Annotated in this window: 16 protein-coding genes and 1 pseudogene; 5 read left to right on the forward strand and 12 right to left on the reverse strand. The window is 64.8% G+C overall.

Annotated elements, in window-relative coordinates:
• Position 1: 1 nt before the first annotated feature.
• Together QFZ91_RS31690 and QFZ91_RS31695 are read right to left on the reverse strand one after the other, a co-directional pair.
• Positions 2-1,129 (reverse strand): VIT1/CCC1 transporter family protein, encoded by a 1,128-nt coding sequence (locus QFZ91_RS31690; protein WP_429569601.1) that lies wholly within the window; start codon positions 1,127-1,129, stop codon positions 2-4.
• A gap of 101 nt (positions 1,130-1,230) precedes the next feature.
• Entirely contained in the window at positions 1,231-1,542 is a 312-nt protein-coding gene (locus QFZ91_RS31695) for a hypothetical protein (RefSeq protein ID WP_429569602.1), read from the reverse strand.
• Between the two features lie 408 nt (positions 1,543-1,950).
• Here QFZ91_RS31695 and QFZ91_RS31700 point away from each other — a divergent pair, with 408 nt between their 5' ends.
• Positions 1,951-2,322 (forward strand): BON domain-containing protein, encoded by a 372-nt coding sequence (locus QFZ91_RS31700; RefSeq protein WP_176105882.1) that lies wholly within the window; start codon positions 1,951-1,953, stop codon positions 2,320-2,322.
• 122 nt (positions 2,323-2,444) lie between these two features.
• On the opposite strand, the gene QFZ91_RS31705 is transcribed toward QFZ91_RS31700, so the two are convergent.
• A complete protein-coding gene (locus QFZ91_RS31705; protein WP_429569603.1) occupies positions 2,445-3,014 on the reverse strand; it encodes a helix-turn-helix domain-containing protein in 570 nt (189 codons plus the stop codon).
• A gap of 183 nt (positions 3,015-3,197) precedes the next feature.
• On the opposite strand from QFZ91_RS31705, the gene QFZ91_RS31710 reads away from it, so the two are divergent.
• Both QFZ91_RS31710 and QFZ91_RS31715 read left to right on the forward strand, forming a co-directional pair.
• A complete protein-coding gene (locus QFZ91_RS31710) occupies positions 3,198-4,592 on the forward strand; it encodes an LLM class flavin-dependent oxidoreductase (RefSeq protein WP_429569604.1) in 1,395 nt (464 codons plus the stop codon).
• Between the two features lie 48 nt (positions 4,593-4,640).
• On the forward strand, positions 4,641-5,186 hold the full coding sequence (locus QFZ91_RS31715; RefSeq protein WP_429569605.1) for a flavin reductase: 546 nt from the start codon (positions 4,641-4,643) through the stop codon (positions 5,184-5,186).
• A 117-nt stretch (positions 5,187-5,303) separates the two neighbouring features.
• On the opposite strand, the gene QFZ91_RS31720 is transcribed toward QFZ91_RS31715, so the two are convergent.
• From QFZ91_RS31720 to QFZ91_RS31745, 6 genes and pseudogenes are all read right to left on the reverse strand, one after another.
• Positions 5,304-6,452: a DUF1501 domain-containing protein gene (locus QFZ91_RS31720; RefSeq protein ID WP_429569606.1), complete on the reverse strand. Its 1,149-nt coding sequence runs from the start codon at positions 6,450-6,452 to the stop codon at positions 5,304-5,306.
• A 5-nt stretch (positions 6,453-6,457) separates the two neighbouring features.
• Positions 6,458-7,978 carry a DUF1800 domain-containing protein gene (locus tag QFZ91_RS31725; protein ID WP_429569607.1) on the reverse strand — a complete coding sequence of 507 codons (1,521 nt, stop codon included), beginning with the start codon at positions 7,976-7,978 and terminating at the stop codon, positions 6,458-6,460.
• A gap of 83 nt (positions 7,979-8,061) precedes the next feature.
• Entirely contained in the window at positions 8,062-8,571 is a 510-nt protein-coding gene (locus QFZ91_RS31730) for a periplasmic heavy metal sensor (RefSeq protein WP_429569608.1), read from the reverse strand.
• On the reverse strand, positions 8,568-8,984 hold the full coding sequence (locus QFZ91_RS31735; RefSeq protein ID WP_368596289.1) for a hypothetical protein: 417 nt from the start codon (positions 8,982-8,984) through the stop codon (positions 8,568-8,570). The genes QFZ91_RS31730 and QFZ91_RS31735 overlap by 4 nt, the downstream gene beginning before the upstream one ends.
• Positions 8,981-9,549: pseudogene (locus tag QFZ91_RS31740) on the reverse strand (RNA polymerase sigma factor). Before QFZ91_RS31740 ends, QFZ91_RS31735 begins: the two are co-directional and overlap by 4 nt.
• 268 nt (positions 9,550-9,817) lie before the next feature.
• Complete coding sequence (locus QFZ91_RS31745; RefSeq protein ID WP_429502734.1) at positions 9,818-10,135, reverse strand: YXWGXW repeat-containing protein; 318 nt, start codon at positions 10,133-10,135, stop codon at positions 9,818-9,820.
• 433 nt (positions 10,136-10,568) lie between these two features.
• Here QFZ91_RS31745 and QFZ91_RS31750 point away from each other — a divergent pair, with 433 nt between their 5' ends.
• Together QFZ91_RS31750 and QFZ91_RS31755 are read left to right on the forward strand one after the other, a co-directional pair.
• The gene (locus QFZ91_RS31750) at positions 10,569-11,255 is read left to right on the forward strand and encodes an HAD family hydrolase (protein WP_429569609.1); all 687 of its coding nucleotides are present in this window, start codon (positions 10,569-10,571) and stop codon (positions 11,253-11,255) included.
• A gap of 209 nt (positions 11,256-11,464) precedes the next feature.
• Complete coding sequence (locus tag QFZ91_RS31755; protein ID WP_429569610.1) at positions 11,465-11,719, forward strand: hypothetical protein; 255 nt, start codon at positions 11,465-11,467, stop codon at positions 11,717-11,719.
• Positions 11,720-11,814: 95 nt separating this feature from the next.
• Here the strand turns inward: QFZ91_RS31755 and QFZ91_RS31760 are convergent, their stop codons facing one another.
• From QFZ91_RS31760 to QFZ91_RS31770, 3 genes are all read right to left on the reverse strand, one after another.
• Complete coding sequence (locus tag QFZ91_RS31760; protein WP_368717797.1) at positions 11,815-12,207, reverse strand: carboxymuconolactone decarboxylase family protein; 393 nt, start codon at positions 12,205-12,207, stop codon at positions 11,815-11,817.
• Between the two features lie 164 nt (positions 12,208-12,371).
• Positions 12,372-12,623, reverse strand: a complete 252-nt coding sequence (locus QFZ91_RS31765; protein WP_429570923.1) for a PAAR domain-containing protein — start codon at positions 12,621-12,623, stop codon at positions 12,372-12,374.
• Between the two features lie 419 nt (positions 12,624-13,042).
• Positions 13,043-13,618 carry a lysozyme inhibitor LprI family protein gene (locus tag QFZ91_RS31770; RefSeq protein ID WP_429569611.1) on the reverse strand — a complete coding sequence of 192 codons (576 nt, stop codon included), beginning with the start codon at positions 13,616-13,618 and terminating at the stop codon, positions 13,043-13,045.
• Positions 13,619-13,649: the final 31 nt, after the last annotated feature.

A 13,649-nucleotide genomic window follows, 5' to 3' on the forward strand; every position in this document is an offset into this window, starting at 1 on the left:
CTCAGGAGATCGACACGCCCAGCAAACGTCCGACGCCGAACGTAAATCCCGCCGCGACCAGCCCGATGATGATCTGGCGCAACGCCGAAAATCCCGCGCTGCGGCCGTTGAACAGCGACGTGAACACGCCGATCGACGCGAGCGCCAGCATGCTCAGCACGACACACTGCACGATTGCGCTGACGCCGTGCGACCACAGAAAAGGCATCACCGGAAAAATCGCGCCCAGCGAGAACAGACAGAACGACACGCCCGCCGCCGACCACGGATTGCCGCCCAGTTCCGCCGGATCGAGACCGAGTTCCTCGCGCGTGAGGGTGTCGAGCGCCTTGTCCTTGTCGCGCATCATCTGCGCGGCCACGCGTTTCGCCTCGTTCGCGTCGAGCCCTTTCGCGCGGTAGATCAGCGCGAGCTCGTGCTCCTCCGCTTCGGGCTGCTCTTCGATCTCCTCGGCTTCCTTGGCGATCTGCGTGCTCGCGAGTTCGCGCGCATTGGTGACCGACAGCCATTCGCCGAGCGCCATCGAACAGGCACCGGCGATCAGCCCGGCGAGGCCGGTCAACAGGATCGCCTGGTTGCCGGTGCCCGCGCCGGCGACGCCCATGATCAGGCAGAAGTTCGACACGAGGCCATCGTTCGCGCCGAGCACGGCCGCGCGCAGATCGTTGCCCGACGCGGCGCCCTTGTGCCACGACTCGGCCGCGGCGATGCGCGCGCCGGGCGACAGGTCGGTATTGCTGGTGCTGGCGAGCGTCTGCACGACCGCCGCGTGATGATGCTCATCGGCCGACATGTGGCCTGCGTCGCGTTGGCCTCGATATTTGTTGCGGTCCGCGTATTCGGCGGCGGCAAGAGTAGGCAGCACGAAGTCCGCGCCGCACACGCGCACGAGCGCCTTCATCAGACGCGTTTTGATCGCATGACCGCCGCCTTTCGGTTCGATGCCGTTGGCCCGGAGCTTGTCGGCCCACACTTGCGCGTGACTGTGTTCGGATTGCGCGAGATCCTGATAGACCTGCTTGCGGGTCTCGTCTTTCTCGACTCGCGCGAGCGTCTCATACAGGGCGGCGCTGTGCAGTTCGTCGGAGAGGTTCGCCTTGTAGCGTTTCACTTCATGCTTCGTTGCCATGATCACGTTCCCCGCGGATCGCGTTGCTGACGGCAAAGCCTAACCGAAGCCGCCCGGCGTCTCGTCGGCGCTGAATACCGCGCCGGGCGTGGGCTTGTCCGTTATTGGCTGGCCGGCGCACCGACGCCGGCCTTTTTCTGCGCCGCCTGCAGCTTGTCCGGATAGTTCGGATCGTTCTGCGCCGGCTGGTAGCCCGCGTCTTCGAGTTTCTTCAGCTCGGCGTTCTTTTTCGCGCGAGCCTGTTTGCGCGCTGCCTTGCGCTCGGCCTTCGTTGGCTTCGGGGTGGTCGTCGTCGCGCCTTCCTGGGCCGCGGCATCCGTCGAGCCCTGAGCGAGCGCGAGCGGAATGGTGCCGGCCATCAGTGCGACGGCCGAAACCCCAAACATGATTCGTTTGATGGCGAAGCTCTTCATAACTGAGATCCCTTGGTTGATTGGTAATAACGTACGAGTCCGTCTGCGAATCGTGAAGCACCACGGCGGGTCGCGCAGCCTGGACGCGAACCCGTCAGGGAAGCTTACAGGTAAATGGCGGGATGCGCGTCGTAACGGTCGGCGAGCGCGTTCATCGCTTCGTCACGAACCGCTCTGCTACCCGATCCATCACAGTGATATCCGGCATTGGGCGATCAGACATCCATTCGTGATGCGGTCTTTTGGCAAGACCGCCCCGCCAGGAGTATCGTTTAACCGCGCCGGAAGCGCCGAAACCACCACTCCTCTATAAGACAGGCACTTCCCAGAGTCCGGACCAGCTCGACAAAAGCGCGACGTTTCTAACATGCAACGAAGCGACATCAACTTATCGAGGATGGTGAAACCGTGAAAACACTCAATCTTTTGAAGGTGCTCGGAATTGCATTGTGCGTGGCAACCGCATCCAGCGCCTACGCGCAGGCAAGCGACGCGCAGGCGCCTGCCGCCACGGCAGCCGCGCCGGCCACGACCACCCAATCGACGCGTGCGGCGGATCGCAAGCTCGGCCGCGACGTGCGGCGCGCGCTCTCGAGAGCGCAGGGCTTCAACGTGTCGAATGTGTTCGTGCGAGCGCGCGGCGGCGCAGTGACGTTGACCGGCTCGGTGCCTGAGAGCGGCATGATCCAGCAGGCTGCCGACGTGGCGAAAGGCGTGCCAGGCGTGACCTCCGTGACCAACAAGCTCACGCTGAATTTCCCGTCCCGCGGCGGTGGTTGAAGCTGAGCGTCGGCATTCGACTCGCGAACGGGAGCGCCGCGAACCTGCGATGCATGCGGTGTCTCCCGCTAATCCCTGGTCGTCGTCCTGCTATCTGGACTGCGGGCACCATCCGGCACAGCTCAGCGCCGCACCAAGCCCACCACATATCTGCACACCTGAGTGCCAGCATTGAAGAACTCGCAGTCGACCGGCGCACCGAGTTGCAGGCAGTCCCCCGCTTCGAGCCGGTACGTCAGCGAGCCCTCGCGAAACATCAGCACCCCTTGCGTGACCCAGATCTGCTGATGCTGAAACGCGAACGCATCCGACGGATAAGGCACCCTCACCCCGATCGGCAATTCGATTTCGAGCAGCTCCAGCACGCCGCCGGTCGGCGGTGAAATACGCCGCCGCGTATAGCCGGTTTCGGGGTCTTCCCACAGCGACTGGTCCGCATGACGCACGAGCCGCTCGCCGGTCTGCTCGGCGAGCGCGAGCAATGTCGACAGCGTGAGCCCGAACGCGCCCGACAGACGCCCGAGCACCGTCGCGGTCGGACTCGCCTCGCCACGCTCGATCTTGCTGATCATCGCCTTCGACACACCCGAGCGCTCGGCCAGTTCGGCGAGCGACCAGTTGCGCGCCTCGCGCTCGGTCTTTACGCGCGCGGAGATCGCCTGGGTCAGATCGATTGCGGAAGTTTCGGACATGGGAGGCGTCGGTGCGGAGGTGAGTACCGCGAAATTATATCGATGCGATGCCGCCGCGGGCGCGCAAACGGCGTTCAACGCGCACCCTCCGGAGCCGCCGAACAATGTCTTGCATAGTGATTTTTCGTCCACTATATTAAACGAAACTCCGTCGTCCGAACCGCTCACCAGCCGGAATACGCCATGCCGAAGCAAATCGTTCTCAACGCGTTCGACATGAACTGCGTAGGCCACATCCAGCAAGGGCTGTGGACCCATCCGCGCGACCAGTCCACGTGCTACACGGACCTGCAGTACTGGACCGACTATGCGCAGAAGCTCGAAGCGGGCCTGTTCGACGGCATCTTTTTCGCGGACGTGGTCGGCGTCTACGATGTCTACGGCGGCAAACCCGATGCCGCGATCCGCGGTGCCGTGCAGGTGCCGGTCAACGATCCGACGCTGCTGATTCCAGCGATGGCCGCGGTCACGCGGCATCTGTCGTTCGGCGTCACGTCGAATCTGTCGGTCGAGCAGCCGTTTCTGTTCGCGCGCCGCATGTCCACGCTCGATCATCTGACGCGCGGCCGGGTCGGCTGGAACATCGTGACCGGCTATCTGGACAGCGCGTCGCGCGCGATCGGCTTGACCGGTCAGATGGCGCACGACGACCGCTATGATCTCGCCGACGAGTACATGGAGCTCGTCTACAAGCTGTGGGAGTGCAGCTGGGAGGATGACGCGGTGCTGCGCGACAAGGCGCACGGCGTCTACGCGGACCCGTCGAAGGTCCACGTGATCCACCACCACGGCAAGCAATACCGCGTCGATGCGATGCATCTCGCCGAGCCGTCGCCGCAGCGCACCCCCGTGCTGTATCAGGCCGGCTCGTCCGCGCGCGGCAAACAGTTCGCGGCGGCACACGCGGAGTGCGTGTTCGTCAACGGCCAGGCGAAGCCGGCGGTCAAGTCGATCGTCGACGACATTCGCGCGCACGCGGTCGCCGGCGGCCGCCGCGCCGACGACATCAAGGTGCTGCTCGGCCAGACCGTCATCACGGGCCGCACCGATCAGGAAGCGCAGGAGAAATTCGACGAGTACCGCCGCTATGTGAGCTCGGAGGCGGCGCTGGTGCACGCGGCCGCATCGCTTGGCATCGACTTCGCGCGTTACGACCTCGACGAGCCGATCGAAACCGGCAATAGCCAGGCGATCGTGTCGAACGTCGAAGCGATGACGCGCGCGGCCGGTCCGCAATGGACGAGGCGCAAGCTGCTCGAACAGATGGTGCTCGGCAGCCGCCAGCAGCCGCTCGTCGGCTCGGCCGAGAAAATCGCCAGCGAGCTGATCGCATGGACCGAGGAAACCGGCGTTGATGGCTTCAATCTGTCGCGCACCGTCGTGCCCGAGTGCTTCGACGATTTCATCGAACTGGTCGTGCCGCTGCTGCAGGAACGTGGCGCGTACAAGCGCGCGTACCGCGACGGCACGCTGCGCGAAAAACTGTTCGGCCATGCGCGGCTGCCCGAGACTCACACCGCGGCGCGCTTCCGATCGCCGGCTTGCGCGGCAGCACCGGCCGACGAGGCTCGCGGCTGACGCGATCACCGTTGTCTTAGCGAACCCCGACTTCCAGCAGAGGCCTTCATGCTTGACAAGAGCACGTTCCGCGACGCGATGGCCGGTCTTGGCGCGGCCGTCAACATCATCACCAGCGACGGCGAAGCCGGCCTTGCGGGCTGCACCGCGTCCGCGGTCTGCGGCGTCACCGACGAGCCGCCGACGCTGCTCGTCTGCATCAATCGCGGCAGCCGCAATAACGCCGCGTTTCGCAGCAACGGCAAGCTCTGCGTGAACGTGCTGAGCGCCGAGCAGCAGGCGCTTGCCGCGCACTTCGCCACGAGCGCGCTCGCGATCGAACAGCGCTTCGCGGCCGCGCAATGGGGCAAGCTCGAGACCGGCGCGCCGGTGTTGCAGGACGCGCTCGCGTCGCTCGATTGCGAGATCGGGTCGGTGACTGAAGTCGGCACGCACACAGTGTTCTTCTGCGCGGTGAAGGCCACGCGCACGCGGGGCGCGGGCGATGCGCTGATCTACTACGGACGCCGCTATCATCGCGTCGGCGAGCGCTCGGTGCACGCGACGCATCAGGTCGCGGCGAATCAATGCGAAGCGTCCGCCTGCGCCCGTTGAGTTCGCACGGCTCGTTGAGATCGGCGGACCGCCGCGATCATCCGGCCGAATAGCGCGGCTGCGGCGCGGACCGGATCGAGCGCAATACTTTCGCTCGCCGCGCCGACCATCGACGCGTCACGCCCCTACGACGCCCGTCATCGGTCCGCCCGCCACGGTCCGGCCAAACAGCGCTGCTGCCGTCCGTTCCGGGTCGAGCCCGAGACTTTCACTCGCGGCGCCTGCGATCAACGCATCGAGCGAGGCGGTCGGCTTCAGGTCGCGCGACTGATACAGCTGATGCGGCGCGAGCCCCGGCCAATCCGCTATCACGCGACCGCCCTGCACCGAGCCGCCCAGCACCATCGCGACCGAGCCGGTGCCGTGATCGGTGCCGCCCGTGCCGTTCGCGGCCGCGGTGCGGCCGAACTCCGTCGCGACCAGCACCGTGGTCTTGCTCCACGATGGTCCCATGCCGTCGCGCAACGCCGCGAGCATCGTGTCGAGCGCCTTCAGCTGATTCGCGAGCCGCGCGTTCTGCGCGCTGTGCGTGTCCCACCCGCCGGTCTCGATCATCGCGATGCGCGGACCGTCGTCGCGCGCCAGGAAACTCGCCGCGAGCTTGCCGAGGCTCGCCGGGTCCTGACGTGCGCCGGCATCGCCGGCGACGCTGCGCGCCGCCATCGCCGATTCCCACAGCGGACGCAACTGAGCGTCCTGCTCGTACAGTTGCGACACGCGCGCGAGCAGATCGTCGGACGCCTGCGGCAACCCCGACGGCGCATACGACGTCACCGAAGCGGGACCGCGCAGCGCCATCGGCACGGTTGGCGCGAACGCGATCGCGTTCTCGCGGGTCGCGGGCAATTGCGCGGCGAGCCGGTTGAGCCAACCATCCTTCGTCCGATACGGCGATGTGCCACCCGTTTCCAGCACGTTCTGTCCGTCGAAATGCGAGCGGTCGCGGTACGGCGAAGCGACCGCGTGCACGAATAGCGCCTCGCGCTGCGCGTACAGCTTCGCCATTTGCGCGAGCGCCGGATGCAACGCGAACGTGCCGTCCAGATGCGGCGCGTTCGACGCATCGATCGCGAGTGGTCCGCGCAAACTCGCATACGCGGGGTCCGCGTAAGGCACGACGATGTTCAGGCCATCGGCCGCGCCGCGCTGGATCACGAACACGAAGCGGCGGTCGGTCGCGACATGCGCGAACGCTATTCGCGGCGACACGAGCAGTGCGCCGGCACCAGCGGCGGCGACGCTCAGAAACTGGCGGCGTGACAGCATGGCGTTCACCTCCGTTGAAAATCGGGCGATACGAGCAGCAGCGCGATGGCCGTCGCCGCGCTTTCCGCGCGCGACACCGCCGTGGCCGTCGGCTCGCTGAGCGAGCCAGCCAGCAAGGTCTGCCCGAGCGAGCGCGCATCGAGCCGGTCGCCCACGCGCGAAGCGAAGCGTTGCGCGACTTCGACGCGGCGCACGAGCGCATCGGGTGCGGCCCAGCTCGCGGCGATATCGTCGTAGCCGGCGGGCGAACCGGGTCGCCACACCGGCTGCCCTAGCTGCGTCAGGATCGGCGCGCTCTGCAGATTACCGAGGTCGTGCCAGCCGAGTCCGCGCATCGACGAAATGGTCCACTCCCACGGCGTCTTGAACTTCACCGCGCCCGGCGACCACGCTTGCGGCATATCGATCAACGCGCGATAGACGGTCGGCAGATCGCCGTCGCTGCGGGTGAACGCATCGGCCAGACGAACGCTCACGCCAGCCGGCGGATTGTCGGCGACGAAATGGCGCGCGAGCTTCGCGCCGATATGCTGCGCGGTGGCCGGCGCGTGCGCGAGGTCGTGCAGGATCGCGAGCGCCTGCTGCTCGCCGGCTTCGTCGTAGCGGCGTCCCATGATCGTGCGCGAGCCCGGTTCGTGCAGCGCCTGGCGAAACACGAAGCTGCCGGGTTCGCCGCTTGGCTCCATCGTGCGCCGGTTTGCATTGGCGCCGCCGTTCCCCGGATTGCCGACGAGACTCCAGCCGGTCAGCGCACGCGCGAACTCGGTCACGTCGTCCTGGCTATAGCCGCTGCGCACGCCGAGCGTGTGCAGTTCCATGATCTCGCGCGCGAGGTTCTCGTTGAGTCCGCGTCTGTTGTCCGGATTGCGCTGCGCGGCGCGCAGCGCCGCCATGCTGTCGGGACCGACGGAGCGGGTCTGGTCGAGGAACAGCTGCATGGCCGGATGACGCTCGACGGCCACCAGCATGTCCTCGAAACGGCCGAGCACGTGTGGGCGAATCGCTTCCGCTTCGAACGACCCGGCAAGCGCCGCGACGCCGGGTTTTTCGGCCGACACCGCAAAGTGGTTCGCCCAGAAATGCACGAGGCGTTCGACAAATGGCGTCTGCGTGCTCAGCGCACTTGCGACGCGCGCATTGACCGACGAGCGGTACAGGTCGAGGATTTCGACGCGAAACGCCTTTCGTTCGGATAGCTTCGCAGCTTGCACGTCGGTCTGGCTGGCTGCTGCCGCGTTGCTGGCGATGTTGGTTGCACGGTTGTTCGCACTCTGGTTCGGGTTCGACTCTTCGCCCGCCTTCTGTTTCGCCTGCTGCTCGATCTGCATGCGCTGCTGCGCGAGCTGGCTCGACAACGCGATCGAATCGGGCTGATTCGCCCACGCGTCCGGCCTCGGCTGGTACTGCTCGAACTGGGCGAGCAGCCATCCCTTCGGATCGGCTGGCGGCGTATCGTCGGCGCGTGCGCCGAGGCCGAAGCGGTTCAGTGCGACCGCCGCGGCATTCAGGTTCGGTGAGTGGGCCATACGATCCTCGTCGGCAGGTAAGACGCCTGCATGTTCGTTAAACGGCCGACGCGCCGGAATCCGTCGCCACCGCACGCATTTTTTTATTCGCCCGAGGCGGCATTCGCCGCCGGTTTCTTTGCGTTCGGCGCCGGCTGCGCTTCGCGCCATTGCCCGCGCAGCTTCAGGCTCTCGGCGAATTTGACACGCTCCTCGGGCGTCAGCGTCGCCGCGAAATCGGCGACGCTCGCTTCGACCATCGCGCGCAGGCTGCTGTCGGCCGCGCGGGTGCGCGCGAGCGCCGCATCGAGCGCGGCGCGATCAAACTGCGGCGCGGCCAGCAGACGCAATACCTCACGACGCCCTTCGCGAGCGTCACGCGCATACTGGCGCCCGTCGCGCCGCGCGTTTTTCAGGCCGTCGATAAACGCCTGCCGCTGCTGCGCCGACAGCGGCTCGGCGGCGAACCGCAACGCGCGCTGGTCCTGCGTCACCGGCTGATTCGCGCCGTGCGCGGCGAACCACTGATACGCGCCGCCGGCGATCGCGCCGAGCAGGAACACGTTGAGCACCGCGGAGCCCAGCAGCGCAAATTTCCACGAGCGCTCGTTCATTCGCCGCTCCAATCGGCGGAGCTGCCGCCGAAGCTCGAAGTCAGATACGAGGATTCATGCAAGACCGGCGCGTTCTCGGTCAGCACGAAGAACGACACCGCGAGCGCGCCAGCCACGCCACCGAGCAGCCCGACGCCTGCCACCGCCGCGCCCGACCACCACAAACGCCAGCGCGCGGCCGGGCGTCGCGACGGCGCGCCATCGATGATGCGGCGTTGCAGTTCGAGGCTCGGCGGCTCGATCCGGTCCGCGGCGAGCCATGCGTCGAGGCCGGCCGAATCGCTCAGCACCGCGTCGGCTTCGTCGCGATGCGCGCGCGCCCACTCCTGCGCGGCCTCGCGTTCGCGCTCCGGCCAGCGACGCGCGTCGGCGCCGTACGCTGCGACGATCTGATGGAATCTTTCGGGCGTCATGACTTGTCCTTGCTAAGGCCGCTGCCGGCCAGTTGAGCGCGCAAACCGCGGCGCGCGCGGCTGAGCAGACTTTCCAGCGCGTCGACGCTGATGCCCATCAAGGCGGCAGCGTCGACGTTCGACATCTCCTGGTAATAGCTCAGCACGAGCGCGCTTCGCGCTGTCGCGCCGGCAGCGCGGCGAGCGCCGCGCGCACGCGCGCGTGGTCCGCGCGTGCTTCGAGCCGCGCGTCGGATGGCGCGGCGGGATCGGCCGCGTCGGGCAGTTCGTCGCTCGGGTCTTCGCGCTGGCTGCGCAAACGGTCATAGCAAAGATTGAGCGCGACCCGATGCATCCACGTGTCGAACTTCGCTTCGCCTTCACGCCAGCGAGCCGCCTGTTTCCAGATTCGCACGAAGACCTCCTGCGCGACGTCCTCCGCTTCCATGCGATCGCCGAGCATGCGTGTGGCAAGCGCGAGCAGCCGCGGCAGTTTGCGCGCGACCAGCGAGCGGACCGCGCCGGGCTCCTCGCGGCCCACCCGCGCGATCAGCTCGGCGTCCGGATCGGGCGGCGCGTCGCTCAAGGCGTGCGGCTCCGTCGCGACATCACGCGCGCGCGTTCGCGTGCGGGCCGCATCACGGGATCAACGTCGTTCACTTGCCGCCGCTCCTTCGACTATCGTGTTGTTATGGTTTTCGTGCGCTACGGCGCAAGCCGGCCGGGTATCACGTATGCGGTCAATATACGACGACCGCCGGCCGGTAATAGGCCGGACGTGCCGGATAGACCACACAGCCGGCGAGCGAGGCGGCCAGCAGAATCATCACGAGTGTTTTCATCGCAAGCCTCGCTCAAGCCCAATGTCCTTCGATCCAGCGCCAGTGCGGCCCACGTTGCGCCCAATGCCCGGGCACCCAGTGATAGCCGACCCGCACCGGCTGCCAGTGGCCCGGCGCCCACACATAGCGGCCGTGCTCCCAGCGCCAGCGGCCCTGATCCCACACATAGCCGTCCCGAGGCGCGGGCACGAGTTCGACGCGCGGCGGCGGCGGCGCCAGCGGCGCGATCACCACTTGTGCGAAGGCGGGTGCTGCCGTCAGCGTGGCCGCGCAGCACAGCGCGGCGCTGAGCGTGGAACCGAGCAGGCGACTCATGCGGTTCGAGATCATGTCGTTTTCTCCCATAGGACCGAAACGAGCCGGAGCCAGAATGGCCCCGTTTCTGCTTCAACGGGTCAGCGGGGCGAAATCCGTCGCTCTGTCTGCAAAAAAAGTGCGGCGGGAAGGAAGCGTTTCACGGTTAGCACGGCGTGAACCGGAAGTCAGGGCGCGCGGCGACGATCGTGCTCGGCTTGGCCGCGTTCTCCGCGTACGCACTCTCGTGTGTCCCGAACGGATGCCGGCCGCGATCGGCGGGATCGTCGAGGAGATCACCGGTGCGAATCCGCATTCCTGAAGACGCTGAGCGACGGGTACCGGGAATGACTGCGCTCGCGCAACGCGAAGCGCGGCGCAGAGCTGTCGGGCGGCCATCGCGCTGCGGCCCGCGAACCGGTGGGGTATCCTTGCCGCTTTAGCGAACCTTATCCGTACCCCTCCCCCGATGGCCGATTTTCCTTTCGATGCCGTGCTCTTCGACTGCGACGGCGTGCTCGTCGATTCCGAACCCATCACGAACCGCGTGCTCACAGAGATGCTCGGCGAGCTCGGCTGGCATATGAGCGTCGAAGAGACGATGCGCATTTTCGTCGGCAAGATGGTCAAGGACGAAGCGGAACTGATCGAGGCGCACACCGGCTTTGCCATCACGGCCGAGTGGCTGGCGCAGTTCCGCGCGCGTCGCAACGTGGCGCTCGACAAGGAGTTGCGCGCGATCGACGGCGCGTCTTTCGCGGTGCGCGCACTGCACCAAACGTTGAACGGACGCATTGCGGTGGCGTCGGGCGCGGATCGCATCAAGATCGAATTGCAACTCGTGAAGGCCGGCCTCCTCGACTGCTTCGCCGGGCGCATCTTCAGCGGACACGAAACGCCGCGCAGCAAGCCGTTTCCCGACGTCTACCTCGCCGCGGCCGCGGCACTCGGCGTCGAGCCGGCACGCTGCGCGGTGATCGAGGATACGGTGACGGGAGCGACCGCGGGCGTCGCAGCGGGTGCGACGGTATTCGGCTATTGCCCGACGCACCTCGGCCATAGCAGCGCGACCGCGTTGCATGGCGCGGGCGCGGTGCACGTGTTCAGGGACATGGCCGAGCTACCGGCGTTACTCGCGGGATGGAGTACGCGCTGATTCGGCCGACGTGTTGGCAGTTGAACGACACCGGCCTGACGCGAGTTGGCCGACCACGACCAGTTTTCGGCTGCGCAGGTGCGGTCGATCAGCGCTTGCGCCAGTACCGACGTTGAATCCCGCCGCATGGCATGTTGCGTGCAACTGGAACGCCCGAGCGCAAGGCATTGGCGCGCTCGATACCCATCCAACGTTGCCGGAGATTCATCATGTCCAACTTGACCCTTGCCGACCTGTCGCGCTGCGACGACCTCGACCACGCAGCTGCGCAGTCCGTGCGCGGCGGCCACTCGTGCCACTCGCCCGAATACCCGCCTTCGTGTTACGGCGAAAAACCGCCGGTTCGTGGCCCGTCCTACTACAACCCGCCCTCCTACAATCCCTGCCATCCGGTGCACTACGGCTGCGAGCCGGTCTACACCCCGGTCTGCCATCCGGAGCCGATCAAGGTCGTGCCGTTGTAAGCACGAGGCCTCGCGCCGCTGCGTGCAACGGCGCAAGCAGGCATGTGTTGCGGCCCGGGTCGGTACGATCGGGCCGCATCATGCGCTTCATGCTCTTATTCGAAGGCCGGATCGATCGGCACGCGGTAGCCGACCGCGAGCCGGTTCGTTTCGTTAGCCATTCCGACGATCGCCTGCAACTCGCCGAACATCTCGTCGGTCATGCCGGCGCGACGCGCCGCCGCCGTGTGGCTCGCGACGCAATAGCCGCAGTTGTTCGTCACGCTGACAGCGACGTACAACAACTCCTTGACGAGCGGATCGAGCGCGCCGGGCGCCATCACTTCTTTCAGGCTGTCCCATGTGCGCGCGAGGGTCGGCGGATGTTGCGCGATGTATTTCCAAAAGTTGTTCACGTCGTCGACCTGGCGGGTCGCTTTGATGTCGTCGTAGACGGCTTTGACCTTCGGTGATGCGTCGGCGTATTCGATGGGTTTGGGTTGGGGCATGGGGGCTCCTGGAGGGGTGCTGGTGGGCGTCGGGGTATTGTGCGCTTGCTGTGGCGAATGCGTGCGGTGAATGATCTCGCGCCGCTGGAGGGCGCCGTCATTTCAATCTCGGTCCTCCTGCGTCGATGCGGGCATTCCAATTTAAGGATCCACGTTCTCCGCGTTCATGACGTGGACGAATCCTGTTGCCTCGCAATCAGCAACGGGTGCGGATCGCACTTACAGAGGCACCAGTCACCGCTCAACGCACACTGCTTTCCATTCGGGCCAGTATCGTGCCGAGGTCTGACACATACAATCTTGCCGGTCGTATTGCACTTTGGACACCATACGGGGTCGTATTCATAAGCGACCGATCGGCCCCGAAACGTGTCGTTTGAACGCATCGCGATGACGCGCCCACCAGCAGTCGTCATGTCACCGTCGCAAATCTCATAACGTTGATTCAATCAACACTCCTCAGAGCTATCAATGGTCTGCAAAATCGATGAAATGACATTGCAGGAATTCGGAGTCGAACAGAGCGGCGTTCGTGCATTCTGTCCTGTCCACCATACTGCTTTCCAGTATTCAACGGCGCGCTTCGCTGCCCACTGCAACCGCGCGTTATCCCACTCGACCACCTCCTGATAGGCGTCGCGAAAATATGGTCGACCGTATTCACGAGATCGCAGACCTCTTTACAAGATGATGAATTACCTCTCCAAATTGGCTTTCAACTTAGCGCTAGCCGGCTCTGCATCCTTCAACAAAAAATGAACTATCTTCCCGTCATGCTTACCTTCAAAGCCCGAAGCAGCTGAATCGGACACTGACATTAAATCCAGAAAACGGGCTAATACTTATAGAACTCTTGACGCGCCACGCATTGATCCTTCTGATCATGGACTCGCGAAATGGCCAGCGCACAATTGTTGCTAACGTACTCGCGCCACTTGGAGTCAGAATCTTTCGAAAATTCCTTGACCAACTTAGAAATGAAATTTTCGCGTTTACCATGTTCGTAGAATTTCGAAACGATATCCGCTGCACGAAAGAATTCGTCGCCTCCTATGCCTGACTTTAGGTACTCCAGTTCCCGCTTTCTCGCTCTTGTAATTTGATCCAGGCAGGACCACTTGTCGATACCAGCCTCTTCTCCCGGAAACGTGGCGTCATACGCACCTTGGCAGGTTGATTCTTTATATGAAACCCATTTCCTCTGCGCTTTAACAAGAACGTCCCTATCGCCCTCCGAGAGCGTAGCAAAGAGGCTCTTATAATTGGAGTTCAAATACTTATCCGATTCTTCGAAGTTGATTTTTGCGCATGCCTCCAAATCAAAAGTCACGCCGCCCGTGCATGCCGTATATGCCATAGAGATTTCAGGCATAAAAACTACCAAAGCCACAACAAGAAGATTTCGCTTCATGAAATTATCTCCAGCAATTACAATTCATCCC

This window comes from Paraburkholderia sp. JPY419, from assembly GCF_050435705.1.
GTDB classification, from domain to species: domain Bacteria; phylum Pseudomonadota; class Gammaproteobacteria; order Burkholderiales; family Burkholderiaceae; genus Paraburkholderia; species Paraburkholderia youngii.

Excerpts from the sequence above, each read along its gene's own strand:
- QFZ91_RS31690 (WP_429569601.1), bottom strand. The coding sequence starts at position 1,129 with ATGGCAACGAAGCATGAAGTGAAACGCTACAAGGCGAACCTCTCCGAC.
- QFZ91_RS31695 (WP_429569602.1), bottom strand. The coding sequence starts at position 1,542 with ATGAAGAGCTTCGCCATCAAACGAATCATGTTTGGGGTTTCGGCCGTC.
- QFZ91_RS31705 (WP_429569603.1), bottom strand. The coding sequence starts at position 3,014 with ATGTCCGAAACTTCCGCAATCGATCTGACCCAGGCGATCTCCGCGCGC.
- QFZ91_RS31710 (WP_429569604.1), top strand. The coding sequence starts at position 3,198 with ATGCCGAAGCAAATCGTTCTCAACGCGTTCGACATGAACTGCGTAGGC.
- QFZ91_RS31715 (WP_429569605.1), top strand. The coding sequence starts at position 4,641 with ATGCTTGACAAGAGCACGTTCCGCGACGCGATGGCCGGTCTTGGCGCG.
- QFZ91_RS31720 (WP_429569606.1), bottom strand. The coding sequence starts at position 6,452 with ATGCTGTCACGCCGCCAGTTTCTGAGCGTCGCCGCCGCTGGTGCCGGC.
- QFZ91_RS31725 (WP_429569607.1), bottom strand. The coding sequence starts at position 7,978 with ATGGCCCACTCACCGAACCTGAATGCCGCGGCGGTCGCACTGAACCGC.
- QFZ91_RS31730 (WP_429569608.1), bottom strand. The coding sequence starts at position 8,571 with ATGAACGAGCGCTCGTGGAAATTTGCGCTGCTGGGCTCCGCGGTGCTC.
- QFZ91_RS31735 (WP_368596289.1), bottom strand. The coding sequence starts at position 8,984 with ATGACGCCCGAAAGATTCCATCAGATCGTCGCAGCGTACGGCGCCGAC.
- QFZ91_RS31745 (WP_429502734.1), bottom strand. The coding sequence starts at position 10,135 with ATGATCTCGAACCGCATGAGTCGCCTGCTCGGTTCCACGCTCAGCGCC.
- QFZ91_RS31750 (WP_429569609.1), top strand. The coding sequence starts at position 10,569 with ATGGCCGATTTTCCTTTCGATGCCGTGCTCTTCGACTGCGACGGCGTG.
- QFZ91_RS31755 (WP_429569610.1), top strand. The coding sequence starts at position 11,465 with ATGTCCAACTTGACCCTTGCCGACCTGTCGCGCTGCGACGACCTCGAC.
- QFZ91_RS31760 (WP_368717797.1), bottom strand. The coding sequence starts at position 12,207 with ATGCCCCAACCCAAACCCATCGAATACGCCGACGCATCACCGAAGGTC.
- QFZ91_RS31765 (WP_429570923.1), bottom strand. The coding sequence starts at position 12,623 with ATGACGACTGCTGGTGGGCGCGTCATCGCGATGCGTTCAAACGACACG.
- QFZ91_RS31770 (WP_429569611.1), bottom strand. The coding sequence starts at position 13,618 with ATGAAGCGAAATCTTCTTGTTGTGGCTTTGGTAGTTTTTATGCCTGAA.